The 18,423-nt window shown below is 39.7% G+C and carries 17 protein-coding genes; 7 read left to right on the top strand and 10 right to left on the bottom strand.

All coding sequences use genetic code 11. The annotated features are described in order from the left end of the window. Positions 1-49 precede the first annotated feature (49 nt). Entirely contained in the window at positions 50-976 is a 927-nt protein-coding gene (locus NMG88_RS17820) for a class I SAM-dependent methyltransferase (RefSeq protein WP_254035670.1), read from the top strand. 88 nt (positions 977-1,064) lie between these two features. On the opposite strand, the gene NMG88_RS17815 is transcribed toward NMG88_RS17820, so the two are convergent. The 4 genes from NMG88_RS17815 to NMG88_RS17800 all read right to left on the bottom strand — a co-directional run bounded on the left by NMG88_RS17815 (position 1,065) and on the right by NMG88_RS17800 (position 4,625). Further along, positions 1,065-1,712: a Uma2 family endonuclease gene (locus NMG88_RS17815; protein WP_227350467.1), complete on the bottom strand. Its 648-nt coding sequence runs from the start codon at positions 1,710-1,712 to the stop codon at positions 1,065-1,067. 53 nt (positions 1,713-1,765) lie between these two features. Continuing rightward, positions 1,766-2,422 (bottom strand): Uma2 family endonuclease, encoded by a 657-nt coding sequence (locus NMG88_RS17810; RefSeq protein WP_227381660.1) that lies wholly within the window; start codon positions 2,420-2,422, stop codon positions 1,766-1,768. Between the two features lie 68 nt (positions 2,423-2,490). Then, positions 2,491-3,306, bottom strand: coding sequence for a circadian clock KaiB family protein (locus NMG88_RS17805; protein ID WP_042153732.1), 816 nt, complete (start codon positions 3,304-3,306; stop codon positions 2,491-2,493). A gap of 71 nt (positions 3,307-3,377) precedes the next feature. Continuing rightward, complete coding sequence (locus NMG88_RS17800; protein ID WP_026796283.1) at positions 3,378-4,625, bottom strand: type IV pilus twitching motility protein PilT; 1,248 nt, start codon at positions 4,623-4,625, stop codon at positions 3,378-3,380. A 218-nt stretch (positions 4,626-4,843) separates the two neighbouring features. On the opposite strand from NMG88_RS17800, the gene NMG88_RS17795 reads away from it, so the two are divergent. From NMG88_RS17795 to NMG88_RS17785, 3 genes are all read left to right on the top strand, one after another. Beyond that, positions 4,844-6,253, top strand: coding sequence for an amidase (locus NMG88_RS17795; protein WP_254035669.1), 1,410 nt, complete (start codon positions 4,844-4,846; stop codon positions 6,251-6,253). Between the two features lie 40 nt (positions 6,254-6,293). Then, the gene (locus NMG88_RS17790; RefSeq protein ID WP_254035668.1) at positions 6,294-7,970 is read left to right on the top strand and encodes an alpha/beta hydrolase; all 1,677 of its coding nucleotides are present in this window, start codon (positions 6,294-6,296) and stop codon (positions 7,968-7,970) included. 183 nt (positions 7,971-8,153) lie between these two features. Then, a complete protein-coding gene (locus tag NMG88_RS17785) occupies positions 8,154-8,378 on the top strand; it encodes a hypothetical protein (protein WP_042153738.1) in 225 nt (74 codons plus the stop codon). 74 nt (positions 8,379-8,452) lie between these two features. On the opposite strand, the gene ilvC is transcribed toward NMG88_RS17785, so the two are convergent. Together ilvC and NMG88_RS17775 are read right to left on the bottom strand one after the other, a co-directional pair. Continuing rightward, on the bottom strand, positions 8,453-9,448 hold the full coding sequence (gene ilvC / locus NMG88_RS17780; RefSeq protein ID WP_042153740.1) for a ketol-acid reductoisomerase: 996 nt from the start codon (positions 9,446-9,448) through the stop codon (positions 8,453-8,455). 514 nt (positions 9,449-9,962) lie between these two features. Further along, positions 9,963-10,484, bottom strand: coding sequence for a hypothetical protein (locus NMG88_RS17775; RefSeq protein WP_042153742.1), 522 nt, complete (start codon positions 10,482-10,484; stop codon positions 9,963-9,965). A 162-nt stretch (positions 10,485-10,646) separates the two neighbouring features. Here NMG88_RS17775 and NMG88_RS17770 point away from each other — a divergent pair, with 162 nt between their 5' ends. Then, entirely contained in the window at positions 10,647-10,898 is a 252-nt protein-coding gene (locus NMG88_RS17770; RefSeq protein WP_026785586.1) for a hypothetical protein, read from the top strand. A 55-nt stretch (positions 10,899-10,953) separates the two neighbouring features. On the opposite strand, the gene gatB is transcribed toward NMG88_RS17770, so the two are convergent. Beyond that, positions 10,954-12,438 carry an Asp-tRNA(Asn)/Glu-tRNA(Gln) amidotransferase subunit GatB gene (gene gatB, locus NMG88_RS17765; RefSeq protein ID WP_026796286.1) on the bottom strand — a complete coding sequence of 495 codons (1,485 nt, stop codon included), beginning with the start codon at positions 12,436-12,438 and terminating at the stop codon, positions 10,954-10,956. Positions 12,439-12,564: 126 nt separating this feature from the next. Here gatB and egtD point away from each other — a divergent pair, with 126 nt between their 5' ends. Next, a complete protein-coding gene (gene egtD, locus NMG88_RS17760; RefSeq protein ID WP_026785584.1) occupies positions 12,565-13,593 on the top strand; it encodes an L-histidine N(alpha)-methyltransferase in 1,029 nt (342 codons plus the stop codon). Positions 13,594-13,645: 52 nt separating this feature from the next. On the opposite strand, the gene NMG88_RS17755 is transcribed toward egtD, so the two are convergent. The 3 genes from NMG88_RS17755 to NMG88_RS17745 form a co-directional block, all read right to left on the bottom strand. After that, entirely contained in the window at positions 13,646-14,950 is a 1,305-nt protein-coding gene (locus tag NMG88_RS17755) for an LCP family protein (RefSeq protein ID WP_254035667.1), read from the bottom strand. Between the two features lie 123 nt (positions 14,951-15,073). Then, the gene (locus NMG88_RS17750; RefSeq protein WP_026785582.1) at positions 15,074-15,757 is read right to left on the bottom strand and encodes a HEAT repeat domain-containing protein; all 684 of its coding nucleotides are present in this window, start codon (positions 15,755-15,757) and stop codon (positions 15,074-15,076) included. A 69-nt stretch (positions 15,758-15,826) separates the two neighbouring features. Next, positions 15,827-16,480, bottom strand: coding sequence for a methyltransferase domain-containing protein (locus NMG88_RS17745; RefSeq protein ID WP_254035666.1), 654 nt, complete (start codon positions 16,478-16,480; stop codon positions 15,827-15,829). 103 nt (positions 16,481-16,583) lie between these two features. Between NMG88_RS17745 and NMG88_RS17740 the strand changes: the two genes are divergently transcribed. After that, the gene (locus NMG88_RS17740) at positions 16,584-18,413 is read left to right on the top strand and encodes a CBS domain-containing protein (RefSeq protein ID WP_254035665.1); all 1,830 of its coding nucleotides are present in this window, start codon (positions 16,584-16,586) and stop codon (positions 18,411-18,413) included. Positions 18,414-18,423: the final 10 nt, after the last annotated feature.

Below are 18,423 nucleotides of genomic sequence, written 5' to 3'. Positions count from 1 at the left end.
ACCATGAAACACTAGAAAATTGAATATTCACCCATCAGATATCAAACCCATGACAGTCAGCACAACCTCGGAACCGGAATTGATGTCCCGCGTGATTAATGGGATTTTAGCGATTAAACCCCTCAGTAATTTTGCTAAACACCAAGCCCGACAAATGATGATTAAACGGGCCGAAGCCATGGGAGTTCCTTGGCGACAACAGACCCAAACTTTATTATCACGGAATTGGGATGCGGAATTAACCCAAGTCCAAAACCCCAATCTGCAATATCCTGATTATTATGTGACTTCCTTCCACGCTTATGAGAAAGGAAATCTAAGTTGGCAAGCCGCCGTGGAAGTGGAGGTGGCTGCATACTCGGTTCATGCTAAAATCTGGCCAGAAGCCGGGGCTAAGGGGGATGCCAAACTCCGTCAGAGTTATCATGATCTTTTAAAACCCCAATTATCCACCCCTCCCCAGGATATTTTGGATTTAGGATGTAGTGTGGGAATGAGTACCTTTGCCCTCCAAGAAATCTATCCTGATGCGAAGATGACAGGTATAGATTTATCGCCCTATTTTTTAGCGATCGCAACTTATAATACACAAAAACAATCTAACTTGAAATATACCCCAAAATGGGTTCATGCGAAAGCCGAATCAACGGGTTTACCTAGTGGCTCTTTTGACTTAATTTCCCTGTGTTTAATTTGTCACGAATTACCCCAATCTCCCACCCGTGAAATCTTGCAAGAAGCACGGCGGCTATTGCGTCCGGGGGGTCATCTGGCAATTATGGATATGAACCCGAAATCGGAAATGTTCAAGAAAATGCCCCCCTATATTTTCACCTTGTTAAAAGGTACAGAACCCTATTTAGATGAATATTTCACCTTAGACATAGAACAAGCTATTATAGATGCCGGATTTCAACGTCCTACGGTTAATTTTAATAGCCCTCGTCACCGAACTATTATTGCCTCGGTTGGGTAGCTTTAAGATCATTAATCACAACAAATCCTGTCGAGTTGCTCAAATTCCTCTGTTCCCAAGTGGCAATTTCCCTAGAAAATAGTTAACTCTATTCTGAAATTTTTTCTTGAATTAATGATCTAAATTCCTTTTCCGCTTCAATTTCATCCTGTTGGGCTTTTGCTAAGAAATGATATAAATATTCCTTTTCAACTCCAGGAAAAGTAGGACTGCGATCGCACTCTTGATAGGTCTTTTCTTGCAGTTGGTAAATCCGCCATTCTTGACCATTATAACTCCAAAATTCAGGAACTCCCATGGCTGCATACAGGCACTTTTTATCAATATCGGTGTGGGTAATATCGACTTCTACCACCAGATCCGGGGCGGGATCTTCAGCTAAATTGACTTTACGCCCCGCTACTTTCGCCTGATTTTGAATATAGTAAGCATTATCGGGTTCAGCCCCTCGATCTAAGTCTTCTCGAGTTAGAGTTGTGGATCTCATGGATTTGAGCTTCATGCCCATTTCTCCTACTAGAATACGGATAAATAAACCTATCAATTCACTAGCAAATTCATGACTTTCTAAAGGCATACTAATTTCAAGAATTCCATGATCATAAGTTAGACGGGCGGCTCGACTTTCGGGTAAGGCGCCGAGAATTTGTTGATATCCTTGCCAAGTTAAACCTCGCAGGGTGACGCGCTTTTCGCCCACAGGTGAGGAGTGAATTTGAGGTGCGGTAGCTACCATAATATTAGGCTTGGGATTAATTTTGTGTATTGTTATTATAAACAAGATTCAAATTAAAGTGATTTTTCGGCAATTTTTTCTTGAATTAATGATCTAAATTCCTTTTCCGCTTCAATTTCATCCTGTTGGGCTTTTGCTAAGAAATGATATAAATATTCTTTTTTAACCCCAGGAAAAGTAGGACTGCGATCGCACTCTTGATAGGTCTTTTCTTGTAGTTGGTAAATCCGCCATTCTTGACCATTATAACTCCAAAATTCAGGCACATCTATGGCTGCATACAGGCGATTTTTGTCAATATCGGTGTGGGTAATATCGACTTCTACCACCAGATCAGGAGGGGGATCTTCGGCTAAATTCACTGTACGCCCCGCTACTTTAGCTTGATTTTGAATATAGTAGGCATTATCCGGTTCAGCCCCTCGATCTAAGTCTTCTCGATTCAATGTGGTCGATCCCATAGTTTTAATCTTCATACCCATCTCAAATATGAGAATGATGATAAAACGCTCGATCAGTCGCAAGGCAAATTCATGACTTTCTAAAGGCATACTAATTTCAAGAATTCCATGATCATAAGTCAGATGGGCGGCTCGACTTTCGGGTAAGGCGTGAAGAATTTGTTGATATCCTTGCCAAGTCAAACCTCGCAGGGTGACGCGCTTTTCGCCCACAAGTGATTGTTGAATTGGGGGTGCGGTAGCTACCATAATATTAGGCTTGGGATTAATTTTATATATTATTATTATAATTCATATAAGTGTAGGATAGAAACGCCTTAAAATTCATCGGGAAAGTCATCCGCAGGATTTCCTAATAATTTAAGAATAGTCTCAACATTATTTAACTCTCCAACAATTCGACGGACGGGTTTAGGCCAGACTTTAATTAAGGTGGGGGTAGCGGAAATTTGGTCAGATTCCGCTAAGTCGGGATGTTTTAAAACGTCAATCACTTTTAAAGTGTAAGGATGACTAATCGAACCTTCTAAAAGTTGATGCAGGGTTTTTAGGGTTTTTTCTGTCACCAGACTATGACCGGAGACAAATAACCGTAAAATATAGCCTTTAGTTTGATTCAGTTCGGGTTGAGGAGACAAATTGAGTGTAACAGTATAAGGTTGGGGTTCCGACAAGTTTTCGGTACTTGGGAAATCATGACTCAAATTGTTTTTTTTGACCTGAACAATTAGATCATGATTTTCCCACAATTTGGGAAACTGCTCATAGTAAGTCGCAATAATTAAAGGGTTACAAACTTCTTCGGAATTTTTTATAGGTTGCCAAACTAAATCCCCTGTATCAAACAGGGTATTTAATAAGGTTTGGTATTGCAGAACTGGGGGATAGGCTTCTGCGGAAAACTGAATCTCCTGGGTTTGGGGGTTGACCCATTGATCATAGGTAGCGGTATAGCAAGGAATTAAAAAATGAGGTGGTTCAGGTAAACTCAGGAATTCTTGTAAATAAATACAAAGATCAGAATGCCAACGACGCTGTTTATTCGGATCGATACAATAGACTAAATCTCCCCCAGGGGTGAATAAAGCGATCGCTTTAAATGAATGATTGACCGTAGATTGAAATAAATTCAAGGTATCATTCCATTTGTAGGTAAACGGTAATAGACTAATAACTGATGACTAATGACTGATGACTGATCTTATTAGACTCGCCCGCGCAACATTTGGCTCATCTCGTTGGGGAAGGGAGATACATCTAAACAAATCTCCTCAGTAATTCGTCCTTCTTGGTAGAGATTATAAAGAGATTTGTTCATAGTCGTCATCCCTTCATAGGTATCTTTAAGCATAATTTGGTTGATGTCTTCAAACTTGTCTTTCACGATATATTCCTTAATCACATCGGTATTGATCAGAACATCGTGAAAAGCCGCCCGTTTACCATCGGTGGTTTTACATAATAATTGAGCAATAATTGCCACCAAAGATTCGGAAATAGAGACTTTAATCGAAGATTGTTCCTCGGCGGTAAACATATCTAAAATCCGAGTTATGGTTTTTACCGCACTATTAGTGTGTAAGGTTCCAGAGACTAAGTGACCTGTTTGCGCTGCTTTTAAGGCGATTTGCATTGATTCTTTATCCCGAATTTCTCCCACAAGTAAGACATCGGGGTCTTGACGCAAAGCTCCTTTAAGGGCATTAAAAAACTTCAAGGTATGACGTCCGACTTCTCGGTGTTTAATCAGGGATTTTTTACTTTCGTGAACAAATTCTACCGGGTCTTCAATAGTAATAATATTATAGGCATAGTTCCGGTTCATGTAGTCAATCATTGCCGCTAGGGTAGTAGACTTACCCGAACCCGTCGGCCCAGTAACTAAAATTAATCCTTTGTGGTAGTTACAGATTTTTTTAAATACCTCTGGTAACTTCAACTGTTCCAAAGTCAAAATCGACGAACCAATTAACCGCAGCACCAATGAAGGGCCATTGAGAGCGTCAAAAATGCTAATCCGAATTCGGACAAAACCTAAATCCGCCGCGCCGTCAAAGTCTAAGTTTTCTTGAAATTGCTGAATTTCCTCATCGCTTAATATCTCCATCAACCAACTCATAAAGGTATTCAAGTCGGTGTTCGGCCAATCTAAAGGTACAATATCCCCCCGTTTACGCAAACGCGGTGGCTCATTCACCCCTAAGTGAACGTCCGAAGCTCCCTCCTCATTAGCTAGTTTGACAATATCCACTAATGTAGGATTTCCGGGGCTAGGGCCCTTGTTTCTGGGTGCGACCATCACCCTGGTTGTCGCCACCGTAGCCTGAGCAGGTGCAGAAAGAGCCGTAGCAACGGTCGCGCCTGGAGGTGGAGGTGCTTTGGGTGCGGGTGGACGAGGTGGAACGCCTGGTACTGGCGGACGAGGAACAGGTGGACGCTCTGATTGTGTCATATCCCGTGACCTTGAATAGAAACAATTAATTCTAGCTGAAATATTAAAATCCCATATTCCTAGTTTACCCCCCAATCCTCTATTGCAGCAAAGAATATTCACAAAAGTTTGATCGTGACAGTGTTTCGGCTCTATTCTTGTTGGTTTTTTCCTTAATAATGATAAACTTCAACCAGAATCAATGGTTGTTTATCAATAGTTTAATTGAGTTAATAATTATGAATTCAGTGGATTTAGCTTTTACTTCTGCCTTAGAACAAGCCCAATTAATTCGCACCAAAGTTATCTCGCCTTTAGAGTTAGTTAATTTTTATTTAGATCGAATTCAACGGTTAAATCCTCTGTTGGGTTGTTATTTTACCGTGATGGCGGATAGGGCTTTAATATTGGCTAAAACCCAAACGGAACAATTATTCCAGATTTCAGATATTAACGATTTACCGCCTTTTTTTGGAGTGCCAATTTCGATTAAAGATTTAAACCCCGTTGCTGGAATTGCTTGTACCTACGGTTCCCGGGCTTTAGTTGATAGAATTGCCACCTATGATGATGGAGTGGTGAGCCGAATTCGTCAAGCCGGATTTAATATTTTAGGGAAAACAGCGACCTCAGAAATCGGTTCCCTACCCTATACCGAACCCGATGGCTTTCCTCCCGCCCGTAACCCTTGGAATTTAGACTACACCCCCGGAGGTTCCAGTGGAGGGGCTGCGGCGGCTGTTGCAGCCGGGTTGTCCCCGGTCGCCCATGGGTCAGATGGTGGGGGGTCGGTGCGGGGCCCCGCTTTTTGTTGTGGTTTGGTGGGGATTAAACCGACTCGGGGGCGAGTTTCCCATGCTCCGGTGGGGGACTTCCAAAGTGGGATTTCTACCGATGGCCCCCTAGCCCGTACCGTGGCCGATGCCGCGGCTTTACTTGATATTATGTCGGGATATATTTTGGGTGATCCCTATTGGATAAGCGATCCGAATCCTTCGTTTTTAGCAGCAACCCAACAGCCTCCAAAATCTTTAAAAATTGCGATCGCTCCTTCTATTTTACCCGGCAGTTTACTCTCCCCGGAATGTGAACAAGCCTTGACAAATACCGTAAATCTCCTTGAACAATTGGGTCATCAAATCGAACCCATTAATCCCGATTTTAGTGATATTCTGGAACCGTTTATTGCGGTTTGGAAATCGGGAGTAGCCGCGGCTGGAATTCCCCAGGAGTATTTAGGATCAGTGAATCAATGGTTAATGTCAAGCGAAATTACCGCCGGACAATATTTGCAAGCGGTGTCTAAAATGCAGGTCGGCGGTCGTCAAATTGTGGCAACCTTAAGCCCCTTTGATGTGGTGGTTTTACCGACGTATACGCACCCAGCAATTCGGGTGGGAGAATATGCCCAACTTTCCCCCCCAGAAACCTTACAACGGATTACGGAATGGATTTCCCCCTGTCCCGGGTTTAATGTTAGTGGCCAACCGGCGATCGCAATTCCCACCGGATTTACCCCAGAAGGTTTACCCCTGGGGGTGCAGTTAGTGGGAAAACCTGCCTCGGAAGCCACTTTAATCGCTTTAGCTGCCCAACTTGAAGCGGCACAACCTTTTTCCCACCACCGCCCCCCGATGGCGATCGGATAATTCGATGCTAAACTTTTGGGATTGTTTAACCTAGATTATTATGGTTCAAATTCCACTTTCTGCTTCTGCACAGCGCGTCAAACGCCAGTGGAAAAAATTGTTGTTTCCCCTGAGTCTTTTCGCAACTACTATTTTAAGTGGTTTTCCTGTGTTTACCCTTCCCCTTCGGGCGGCGGAATCCGTTGTGATTAGACAGGGATTTATTTATGCGACGGTTTCGGTCAAAGACTTAAAAGAATTTGCGGAAACGGGGAAAGTTCCCGTGGGGTTATTAGGTTATTTTAGCTTTTTAAAGCCCGAACAAAAGCAACAGGCTTTAGGAGCTTTAAATATTAAAATTAAAATCAAGGATGAAACCGTTGAAGAAATTGTTAATAGTCAAGTGGGAACTAGATTATTAACTGATATTGATACGATTATTTCTGCGGACAAATCCCAAGGAGGAGTCGCCATTAAAACAGCGATTATATCTTCAGCTAAATCTGAACAAGGGTTATCAGTTATTAATTTTTTAGAAAACTATCCTTTACCGACCATTGAGATTGATCTTCCTCGCTCCTTTGCGGTTTTAACACGATTAAATCAAGGATTTTGGCAAACTCAAAGGTTACTTTTAGAAGTCTTACCTAAACTACCCAGTGACATACCTCAAGCTCCAAAAATTCCCCTTTATCCGAGTCAACCCGGGCCAGGAAAAGTGGAAATTACTCGGATAGAATTACTAGACAAACAACGTAATCGCAATATTCCCGTTTATATTTATTCCTCCTCCGCAGCTACACCAGATAAACCTTTAATTCTTTATTCTCACGGTCGGGGTTCAGATTATCAAGAATTACGCTATTTAATGGAACATTTAGCCTCCCATGGCTATACTGTTATTGTTCCTGAACATCCTGGGAGTAATGCGACTTTTGTAAATAAAAATTTGTTTTTATCTCCTACAGAAGTTATCGAACGTCCCCAAGATTTGATTTTTACCTTAAATGAATTAGAAAAATTAAATCTTAGTGATCCCAGATTTAAAGGTAAATTTAATACTAATAATACTTTAGTATTTGGATATTCTTTTGGAGGAGCAACGGCTTTAGCTTTAGCTGGGGGAGAGTTCCAAATTGATCAATTAAGGAAAAATTGTGATCAGAGTTTTATCACCTTTAGTTTAGGAAAAGCCACCCAATGTTTAGCCTCAGAACTCCCGAATGATCGCTATCGGTTTAGTGATCCGCGAATTAAACGGGCGATAGCCTTTGCCCCCACTGCTTCGGTTATATTCGGAAAAACGGGATTAAATCAAGTTCAAGTTCCCACTGTAATTTTAACACAATCATCCGATAAAGTTACTCCTGCTTTACCCGAACAAATTGCTATTTTTCCCCAAATTCCCACGGAAAAATTATTATTAGGGGTGGTCGGTGCAACCCATTTAAGCGTTAGAGATCCTGGAACTATTGGGGATCAAAGCTGGATTCCTGTAACTCCCATTTCCGGCGGTGAAGTCATCGGAGATGCCTCAAAAGATGTTAAGAATTACGCTAAAACTATTGTTTTAGCAACCGCAGCCCAACTAACTCCCGAAGCCGAAAAATATCAGGTATTCCTGACTCCAGAATATTATCGATATATCTCAACTCCTGCTTTTCCCGTGCGTTTAATTAAGGATATTCCCCCGGAAACTCAAGTTTTCATTGAGGAACTATTAAAAACTCAGTATTAACGGGTATAATTGTAATTAAGTTGAAAAACTTCGTTGTTGCGCTTGATCGCACTCTTATTAGGGTGTTATGGCCTTAGCAGCGACAATGAAGGGATTTCTTGATATTGATTGATTTAGATGTACAAACCTTTCAAATCTGATTACAATAAACTCCCATAAATATCTATATCTTAAAAATCGCTTATGACTCCTAAAAAAATTCTAGGCTGGGGTGCCGTCGCCTTAATTATTCTGTTTATTTCCTCTGGCGATACCTTTAAATTTTTGCCCAAACCCGCCAGAGATGCTAGTAAAACCAGTCGTGAGTTTGTTGTGGGTTTATGGCCGAAGTGGTTAAAGCCGAAAGATACTAACGAACAACGAGAGAAGGACATTCAAAAACTTGATCAAGGCCAGCCGACAAAATAGGCTGTGGGGTTTGGCGGTTATCGCTAACATTTAACCGCCTGTAGAGACGTACCATGGCACGTCTCTACTTTAATTTAGTCTTTCTTCATCCAACTAAACATAGCGCGTAAGTCTTTACCCACTTCTTCGATGGGATGTTCGGCTTCTTGACGACGCATGGCGATGAAACCGGGTTTTCCAGCTTGGTTTTCTAAGACAAAATCTCTAGCAAATTGACCGGACTGAATTTCGCTGAGAATTTTCCGCATTTCGGCGCGGGTTTCGTCGGTAACAATCCGAGGGCCGCGGGTATAATCTCCATATTCAGCCGTATTAGAAATACTATCGCGCATTTTGGCTAAACCGCCTTCCACGACTAAATCTACGATTAATTTAACTTCGTGTAAACATTCAAAATAAGCCAATTCCGGTTGATAACCCGCTTCAACTAAGGTTTCAAATCCAGCTTTAATTAAAGCACTTAAACCACCACATAAAACCGCCTGTTCACCAAATAGGTCGGTTTCGGTTTCTTCACGGAATGTAGTTTCTAAAACGCCACCGCGTGTGCCACCAATACCTTTAGCATAGGCCATTGCCCGGTCACGGGCCTGTCCAGAGGCATCTTGATATACTGCAAATAGGGCGGGAACTCCTTGGCCCTGTTCGTAGGTGCGACGGACTAAATGCCCTGGGCCTTTGGGTGCTACCATCACCACATCGACATTAGAAGGGGGGACAACTTGACCAAAGTGAATATTAAAACCATGGGCAAATGCTAAGGTTTTGCCTTCGGTTAAATAGGGTTCAATTTCGTTTTTATAAACAGTTTTTTGTACTTCATCAGGCAAAAGAATCATAATAAAGTCAGCAGCCTTCGCCGCGTCTTCCACACTATGCACGGTTAAACCGGAGTCTTTGGCTTTGATGGCTGATTTACTGCCAGGATATAGCCCGACAATTACATTCAAGCCACTATCTTTTAAATTCAGGGCATGGGCATGACCTTGGGAGCCATAACCAATAATTGCAATAGTTTTGCCCGCCAAAATATCTAAATTGGCATCGGCATCATAATACATTCGAGCCATCTGGCTTCTCCTTTAGGTGCTTATTGCTTGTGTATACAAAACTTCCATCCTATCATAAAAACTGATCGCAAGCGGTATAGCAACCGCCAAGGCAGTTAGGACACCAGACGGATCTTGGAACCCAGACGATGAAGTATTTCCCCGGTGTTCCCTCCCCCCCAAGCCCCAGGGCTGTTCCCTGCCATAACACCATTTTGGGATCACAGTCAGGGGTTGGTGTGGAAACATCGGTCTAGTCTGGCAATCCTCGTTTTAAATCTATTGCTAATTTATTAAAATTTAATTTGGAAATTCTTCCGGTCAGCACCCATTGTCTGACTATTAATCCTAACCAGATTCCTGCTAAAGAAATCACCCAAAATATTAGGATAGATTTGGATTCAAGACCGCGTAATCCGTTTAAATCCTTGATAGGTAATGGTTCTTAGGAAAAGAGGGAATAATGATTACTGCTCTTATTAAAATACTCGAAAAATTCATCACCATTGCCTATTCCCCATTCCCTATTTTAAAGTTATTTTTTATCTTTTTTTCCTTGATAATTATCTGGTTTTGATTCGGGTTCAGAAGATTTTAATGCTTCATCTAAAGTGGCTCTAGCTTCTTCTGCTTTGCCCCTAGCTTCTCGATATCTAAGATTAGAAACAGCGAAATTTTTTAATACCTTAAAGCCGTCTTTTAAATCGGTGATTTCTTCCACCGTCACTGGTTGATCTGTGAACAGAATATCAATAGATTCTCGCACTTTTAGGGCTTCTTCTTTTGATTCCATCACCTTCAATTTCAAAGAAGCCAAATTACTCAGAATTTGCACCGCCTCGGAAATGGCATCTTCTTCTTCTAAGGGACTATCATCGGGTTCTTTAACTTCGATAAACTGTTGGGGACTAAAGCCTTCTTCTAATTCCGTTGGTAGTTTCCCAGTATCCATCAATTCCATCAGTTTGTCCATCGCTTTCTCCCGGGCTTGAGATGAATCTTTGCCTCGGACAGTAAGAACGATTTCGGGACTTTGAGCTAGGGTGTAGCGAACCATATTAACACAGACTGCCTACTATAACTGCTAGGATCTATTGTAACAAAGATTAGGTTAAGTTTGTCTACAAATTTTGAGTTAATATTTGCAAAAAAATCCCGCTAACCCTTAAAATATAATCGAGATCAAATAGATTGACATAATTTTTATTGAGTTTGAACTATGAAAGAACAGTTGATTAAATGGTTAAATCTAGTTTTAGTGGCAAATGTTTTTTTTGTATTATTCAGTTTTTTTTGGTTAGTCGTTGCGGTTTTAGGCAATTCTTTTAAACTCAATCTGGGTTTGGATTTATGGTATAAACTTTGGGAACCTGTATTTACTCCAGCGATTGGAATTTTAATGGGTGGGGCGATTTTGAGTTGGGTAATTAGTAAGGTTAACCAATTATTTTTTAGTCCTAAATCTGATTAATCTGACAATTCAGGTTGGGTTCATAATTCGTAAAACCTAACCTGAATAAATTTATTTATTTTTTGAGTTTTTCTCCTAATAGTTGATTCGTGAGTTTAGGGTCAGCCCGTCCTCCGGTTTTTTTCATAATTTGACCAACAAAAAATCCTTGGAGTTTGGTTTTTCCGGCGTGATATTGTTCTAATTCCTTGGGATTTTCTACCAAAACTTGATCAATAATTTCTGCTAATGCTTTAGGATCGGATAATTGAATTAATCCTTTTATTTCAACTAATGCTTTAGGAGATCCGCCTTGAGTTAACAATTCTGGTAATAAATCCTTAGCAATTTTACCGCTAATTGTTCCAGATTCAATTAAACCAATTAATTCCGCTAATCCTTCCGGTTTTAAAGCGACTTCAGTAACACTGCATTTTTCATTTTTGAGATGGGCCGTAATATCACCAATAATCCAATTTACCGCTTGTTTAATATTAGCTCCGGCGGCAATTGTGGCTTCAAAATATTCAGAAATCGGGTGATCATCCGTTAATATACGAGTATCGTAGGGGGATAATCCTAATTCTGATTCATAGCGATGACGTTTTTCTACTGGAAGTTCAGGTAATTGAGATTTCCAGGTTTTGAGTTGTTCAGCAGATACTTGAATCGGTGGAAGATCGGGTTCAGGAAAATAGCGATAATCGCTTGCTCCTTCTTTTTTTCGCATACTAATTGTCCGTTGACTTCCTTCTTCCCATAACCGGGTTTCTTGAACAATTTTTTCCCGGGTTTCAATTGCCTTAATTTGCCGTTCGATTTCATGATCAATCGCCCGTTGGATCGCACTAAAAGAGTTCATATTTTTGATTTCAACTTTAGTTCCGAACTCTTTTTGTCCCACCGGACGCACGGAAATATTCACATCACATCGTAGCGAACCTTCCTGCATATTGCCATCACTCACGCCCAAATAACGCACAATTCGACGCACTTCTTGGGCATATTCGGCGGCTTCTTGTCCCGAACGAATATCGGGTTCAGAGACAATTTCAGCTAAAGCAATTCCCGCCCGATTATAATCAACCATAGAATAGGTGGAACCGGAAAGGCGATCGCTTCCGCCATGGACTAATTTTCCGGCATCTTCTTCAATATGTAAGCGAGTAATTCCAATAGTTTTGCGAGTTGCACTGCCATCTTCATCGACAATTTCTATTTCTAAATGACCATTTATGGCAATGGGTAAATCATATTGAGAAATTTGATAATTTTTAGGCAAATCAGGATAAAAATATTGTTTGCGATCAAATTTACTGTAAGGAGCAATTGCACAATTCAGGGCTAACCCGGCTTTTACGGCATATTCTAAGACTTTTTCATTTAATACCGGGAGGACACCGGGTAATCCCATACAAATCGGATCAATATTCATATTAGGATCAGCCCCAAATTTCGTGGAAGAATTCGAGAAAATCTTGGTTTCGGTATTCAATTGACAATGGGTTTCTAACCCAATAATCGCTTCGTACTCCGTTTTAACATTTGCAGTAGCAGTCATAGACATCCATCAGAATTTTTTCAACAACTATCCTCTATTGTATCGCAATCTTAAACAAATTGTAATATTTTATCCAAACAAGACACAGTATGATGTCTATCTTAAGCTGAATTTGTATGTTTGATCATGGTAATTTCTAATTCTACCGTCTTATCACCAGACAAGTACACGAGGGTTAGCCCTCGGTTAAAGATTGACACTTTTCGAGAAAAATGTCCCGTTGCTGCGGGAGATGATGTGATTAATGGGTTAACCCAAACCCCAAAAACCTTACCACCTAAATATTTTTATGATGATCGAGGATCATTATTGTTTGAAAAAATTTGTGAGTTACCCGAATATTATGTAACCCGCACAGAAGCAAAGATTTTACAAGATTATGCCTCAGAAATTGCCAATTTAACAGGCTATTGCGAACTTGTAGAATTAGGAAGTGGGAGTTCTACAAAAACTCGAATTCTATTAGACGCTTATCAAGAATTAGGTCATCCACTTCATTATTTACCCATTGATATTAGTGGCGGAATTTTAGAAGAAAGTGCCTATAATCTGCTCAAAGATTACCCGAAGCTGAATATTCATGGAATTGTTAGCACCTATGAGACAGCTTTAAAACATCTCAATCCTTCCCCCTTACCTGCTCGAATGATTGGGTTTATTGGCAGTAGCTTGGGAAATTTGAAACCGGAAGAATGCCATGTTTTCTTTTCCCATATTGTCGAAGCTTTGCAACCTGGAGATTATTTTTTATTGGGGGTTGATTTACACAAATCTAAATCAATTTTAGAACCCGCTTATGATGATAGTCAAGGGGTAACGGCGGCATTCAACTTGAATATGTTACGACATTTAAACCATCTGTTTGAAGGGAATTTTAACTTAGAGCAATTTGAACATTTGGCATTTTACAATCAAACCGAACATCAAATTGAAATGCACTTAAAAAGTTTGCGATCGCAAACTGTTGAACTCAAAAAGCTCAATTTAGCCATTGAATTTACCCAAGGAGAAACTATTCATACGGAAATCTCTCGCAAGTTTGAACTGGAAAAAATTCAAGCGGAATTAGAGGATTTAGGCTTAGTTTCCATCAAGAATTGGACGGACGAAAATCAATGGTTTGGTTTGATTTTGTGTCAATTACAAACCGTTTAAGATAGGGTAATTTCAGGGGAGAATTGAATTTAAAAATCTCCCTTGGATAATTTTATTTGATCCAATCTTCTCCAACTCTAATAGTTAAATCCGACCCCATATCACCCGTTGCTGAGGATTTAAGCTCACCTAAACCGAGGTTTTTTTGCATCAGTTTAGCTGCCCCTAAATCTCCGCCTTGAATAATAATTTCTGTTTTTAGTTGTTGAGTTCTTTCAATCGGGGCTAAATAAACTTGATTAAACCCTTGATTATATAGAAAATCTAGCATTTTCTCCGCTGCTTTGGGATTACTGGAAGTATTTTGAATTGCAATTTTTAAATCCTTAGACAAAGTTTCATAAGCAGAAGGTTCGTAGGCACTTTTTAAGGTATATCCGGTGGAATCTAACCGAAAATATTGATACATGACCCGATCGCGTCCCCGTTCATCCACTAACCAATAACTACTATTAGAATATTCCTCCGAACTAGAACGACCGGGTAAAATTACCATTTTAAAATTTTGAGATTCCAGATTTAACCCAAAATTAACTAAGGTTAAAATTTCTTCAAAACTTAAATTAGTATCAATATATTTTTGCATAATCCGAATAATTTCAGGAACACGAGGTAAAACCGTCGGATCTTTCAGTCGAACTAAAATTGCTTCCATTAAGGCTTGTTGACGCTGTACCCGCCCTAAATCTCCATAACCATCGCCTCGAAACCGCACAAATTGATCCGCTTGTTCACCATTAATAGTTTGCCAACCGGGAGCCAAATTAATGTCTAATTTTTGAGTTTTATCCTGATAAGACATAGGTTGAGGAATATATACTTCCACTCCTCCTAAAAAATTAACTAATTCTCGAAAAGCACCACTACTCACCCGCACATAACGGTTAATTTCAACTTTATTTAAAATAGTTTGAACCACTTCCTTTGCTAATTTAGGGCCGCCCCAATAATTAGCTTCATTAATTTTTCCTGTACCATAACCTGGAATTTGGACTTGAGTATCTCGGGGGATGGATAACAAACTAACTGATTTATCTTGAGGTTGAAAATTGACAAATAAAACCGTATCACTACGACCTTTAAATAGATCGGGAGAGGAGGTAGAACTGTGGGGACTTCCATCAATTCCCAGGACTAAAATATTAACCGGACGAGACAAACTATATTTAAACCGATGTTGCCAGAGTCCATCTAAAATATTTGATTCTGGCTCAGTAAAATCAAATTTTTCAGGAGCTAATAAAGCAGTCACCGCGCCTAAAATTGCCGAGGTACTAGCTAAGAATAAAACAATAAAACTAAAAAATAATAGTTGCAGAATCTTAGGCTTTTTGCGAGAAGGGAAGGGAGAAGTCATGATGATTTAAGGATAGCTTTTATTTAAACCTAGAAACTAGAATCCTATCGTCTAACAGTTGGGTTAATTTGTCAAGACAATTGCATCATCTTTGATATTCTCCATTCCCTGTTAATCAAATCTTTAAACTTGCAATCCCGCTTCCCGTAGCCGCTCAATGGAAATCTTGGCGGATTCAGAGACTTGAGAATGACTATCTTTGGCTAAATAATTTAGCGCAGAAAGGCTTTTAGGTGTGACTAAATTCCCCAGAGCTTCTGCTAAACGTTGCCGCACTAACCAATCTTCCGCTTGAGCAAATCGCAGAATTTTATCAACCGATTCCACATCTTTAATTTCTCCGATCGCAGCAATTGCAGCTTGATGTAAAATCACTTCATCACTTTCTAATGCAGCCAATAAAACATCCCGAGCCCTAATATCTTTGAGGTTTCCGAGGGACACCGCCGCACTAAATCTAACTAGCCAATCTGTATCCTCATAAAAAGCTCTAACTAAAGGTTCAAATGCCCGAATATCTCCCAAATAACCCAAGGCACCTGCTGCATCGGCTCTCGCCCCATAATCAGGGTCATTTTCTAATATTTTTACCAACAGGAAATAGCATTCTTCTGTAGGTTTAATTCCCAGGGCAAAAATTGCCATTGATCGCACTTGTAAACTTTCATCATTGAGCACTCTTTTAATTAAAGGAACAGCATCTTCTGGAGGAACATTTCGCAAAGAAGCTAAGGCTAATAGACGATCTCGTAAATTTTTGCTATCTAGCTGATCGGCAATATTTTCTAAATTCAACGGTTGACTCATTTGTAAATCAGGTTTAACTAAATCTTTACTTATTATAGCCAGGTTAGAAAAAATTTGCAGAATTAATTGCTAGAATTTTTGATGTGCCATAAAATGTCCCCAATGTTCTTCTCCTTGACGGCTGGGGGTTGATTCAGTCACCGGATGCAGGGAAACAATCTGAAATTTCCCTTGAAAATACTGTCGAATTTCCGCCGGAGTAATCCCAAAAGGTGGCCCTCCGGCACGGGAATGGGTAAAAAACAACCCGAATAATTGCCCATTGGGTTTCATAATTGACTCAACTAAATTGACATAATTAGGGCGTTGATCTGGGGAAATTGCACAAAAACAAGTATGTTCAATTACATAATCAAACTGTCCTAAAAACTCCTGGGGTAAGTCAAAAATATCCTGTTGTAAAAATTGCGCTGAAGTGGGTAAATATTTTCCTACTCCCTTTAAAATTGACGATTTATTGATTAATAATTGTTGATATTCTAATGCGTCTTGAATCGCAGAATCCGCAAAATCAAACCCAATAACCTCAAAACCATAACTGGCAAATAATAGGGCATCATAGCCCCTTCCACAGCCTAAAACCGCCGTTTTTCCCGGGGGTGGAGCCTCAGAAGATTGCAAAAACGTAATAAACGGTGGGGCGGGTTCTCCTAAGTCCCAGGCGGTGGTTCCCTGTTGATAGCGTTCTTCCCAAAAATTGCGTTCATTAACAGATACAATCATAACCATCCTATTGTTGAATTAAGTTAAACTAATTACAGACTTGCTGATTTTTTAATGTTAAAAATTTATTGGATCTTCCTACGAACCTTTTTAGAGTATTGTTATGGAATTTTACCAGTCTGTGCGTTATTCATCTGCTTTAGAACAAGCCATTGATCGGAATCCATTTATTGTAACACCAGAAACCTGTTTAGCGGATGTGATTAAAATACTGGGTCAATCTCAGAATCATTGTCTTTTAAACTCTGGTAGTTTTTTAATAGAAGAATCTCGGGCAAGCTGTGTTTTGGTTATTAATCAAGACTCGGAAGAAATTACTCCGGTACTTCCCGATGAACAGCCTCAGATGGCTTCGGTTGTAGGAATAATCACGGAACGAGATATTGTTCAGTTAATGGCAACAGAAATTTTAGATCCTGTCATCAAAAAAAATCTTAATAAAGTCCGAGTCGCTGAAATCATGTCTCCAATTTCTGTTAGTTTAACAGAATCTGATGATCAAGATATTTTTACGGCTTTATCCTTATTTCGACAACATCAAATTTCGCATTTACCCGTTTTAGATATTCGAGGTCAATTAGTGGGAGTGATTACCCCAGAACGAATTCGTCAGGTTTTACAACCCGCTAATATTTTAAGATTACGCCGGGTGGGGGATGAAATGATCACCCAAGTAATTACGGCTCCAGTCACAACATCTGTATTGAGTTTAGCGCAAATGATGACCGCCCATCAAGCGAGTTATGTGGTTATTTTTCAAGCCGGAACTGAGAAAAAATTAACCCCTATTGGATTAGTTACAGAACAGGATATTGTGGAGGCGCAATTTTTGGAATTAGATTTAACGGCGACTTATGCAACCACGGTAATGAGAAATTTATCCTTTTCTTTGAAAATTAATGATTCTCTGTGGATGGCGCATCAAGAAATGCAAAAACAACAGGTACAACGACTAATTGTTTGTGGGGATGAAGGAGAGTTATTAGGAATTATTACACAGGTTAGTTTATTAAGAATGCTTGACCCGACGGAAATGTATCGGGTGGTTAAACAACTCCAACAATCGGTTCATCAATTGCAAACGGAAAAATTAGAACTGTTAAAAAGCCGGAATGCTGAACTAGAAAAACAAGTTGAAGAACGCACGTCTAAGGTGGAAGAACTGCAACAGTTAAATATTCTCAAAGATGATTTTTTGAGTACGGTTTCCCATGAACTTCGTACTCCTTTAGCAAATATGAAAATGGCGATTTATATGTTAAAAATTGCCCCCAACTCAGAGCGAAGTCCAAAATATTTAGAAATATTAGAATCTGAATGTATGCGAGAAACTAATTTAATTAATGATTTATTAGATTTACAACGGTTAGAATCTTCTGCCGCACCTATTACCATCGACAGTTTAGATTTATTGGAATGGCTACCTAATATTATTAATCCTTTTTATTCTCGTACCCAAGAACGGAATCAGGTGCTAAATGTTCAGTATTATCCCTATTTACAATCTATTAGAACTAACTCCAATAGTTTAGAAAGAATTGTAGTAGAATTGTTAAATAATGCCTGTAAATATACTCCCAATGGAGGAGAAATTTTCTTAGGAATTCATTATCATTCTTTGTCTAATTGGTTGGAATTAATTCCCACAACTAATAACAAACGTAAAACAAAGAAACAGAATATTTCTTTACCTTCTCCCTCCATTTCTGACCCCTTACAAATTGTGATTCGCAACCCAGCCGAAATTCCAGAACAAGAACTTCCCCGAATTTTTGAGAAGTTTTATCGGATTCCGAATGCTGACCCATGGAAACAGGGAGGAACGGGGTTAGGATTAGCTTTAGTTCAAAAATTAGTGGCACAATTAAACGGGACAATTCAAGTGGAAAGCAACCAAAATCTTACCACTTTTACGATTGAATTTCCCTGTTAAGTTCAGTTGT

Source organism: Planktothrix agardhii (genome assembly GCF_904830935.1).
Classification (GTDB): Bacteria; Cyanobacteriota; Cyanobacteriia; order Cyanobacteriales; family Microcoleaceae; genus Planktothrix; species Planktothrix agardhii.
This window is presented reverse-complemented; position numbering and strand designations above follow the sequence as displayed.

Bases quoted from the DNA above. Each gene is read 5' to 3' on its own strand.
- NMG88_RS17815 (WP_227350467.1), bottom strand. From the start codon at position 1,712: ATGGTAGCTACCGCACCTCAAATTCACTCCTCACCTGTGGGCGAAAAG.
- NMG88_RS17745 (WP_254035666.1), bottom strand. From the start codon at position 16,480: ATGATTGTATCTGTTAATGAACGCAATTTTTGGGAAGAACGCTATCAA.
- NMG88_RS17775 (WP_042153742.1), bottom strand. From the start codon at position 10,484: ATGGTTCGCTACACCCTAGCTCAAAGTCCCGAAATCGTTCTTACTGTC.
- NMG88_RS17750 (WP_026785582.1), bottom strand. From the start codon at position 15,757: ATGAGTCAACCGTTGAATTTAGAAAATATTGCCGATCAGCTAGATAGC.
- NMG88_RS17810 (WP_227381660.1), bottom strand. From the start codon at position 2,422: ATGGTAGCTACCGCACCCCCAATTCAACAATCACTTGTGGGCGAAAAG.
- ilvC (WP_042153740.1), bottom strand. From the start codon at position 9,448: ATGGCTCGAATGTATTATGATGCCGATGCCAATTTAGATATTTTGGCG.
- gatB (WP_026796286.1), bottom strand. From the start codon at position 12,438: ATGACTGCTACTGCAAATGTTAAAACGGAGTACGAAGCGATTATTGGG.
- NMG88_RS17795 (WP_254035669.1), top strand. From the start codon at position 4,844: ATGAATTCAGTGGATTTAGCTTTTACTTCTGCCTTAGAACAAGCCCAA.
- NMG88_RS17800 (WP_026796283.1), bottom strand. From the start codon at position 4,625: ATGACACAATCAGAGCGTCCACCTGTTCCTCGTCCGCCAGTACCAGGC.
- NMG88_RS17785 (WP_042153738.1), top strand. From the start codon at position 8,154: ATGACTCCTAAAAAAATTCTAGGCTGGGGTGCCGTCGCCTTAATTATT.
- NMG88_RS17820 (WP_254035670.1), top strand. From the start codon at position 50: ATGACAGTCAGCACAACCTCGGAACCGGAATTGATGTCCCGCGTGATT.
- NMG88_RS17755 (WP_254035667.1), bottom strand. From the start codon at position 14,950: ATGACTTCTCCCTTCCCTTCTCGCAAAAAGCCTAAGATTCTGCAACTA.
- egtD (WP_026785584.1), top strand. From the start codon at position 12,565: ATGGTAATTTCTAATTCTACCGTCTTATCACCAGACAAGTACACGAGG.
- NMG88_RS17770 (WP_026785586.1), top strand. From the start codon at position 10,647: ATGAAAGAACAGTTGATTAAATGGTTAAATCTAGTTTTAGTGGCAAAT.
- NMG88_RS17740 (WP_254035665.1), top strand. From the start codon at position 16,584: ATGGAATTTTACCAGTCTGTGCGTTATTCATCTGCTTTAGAACAAGCC.
- NMG88_RS17790 (WP_254035668.1), top strand. From the start codon at position 6,294: ATGGTTCAAATTCCACTTTCTGCTTCTGCACAGCGCGTCAAACGCCAG.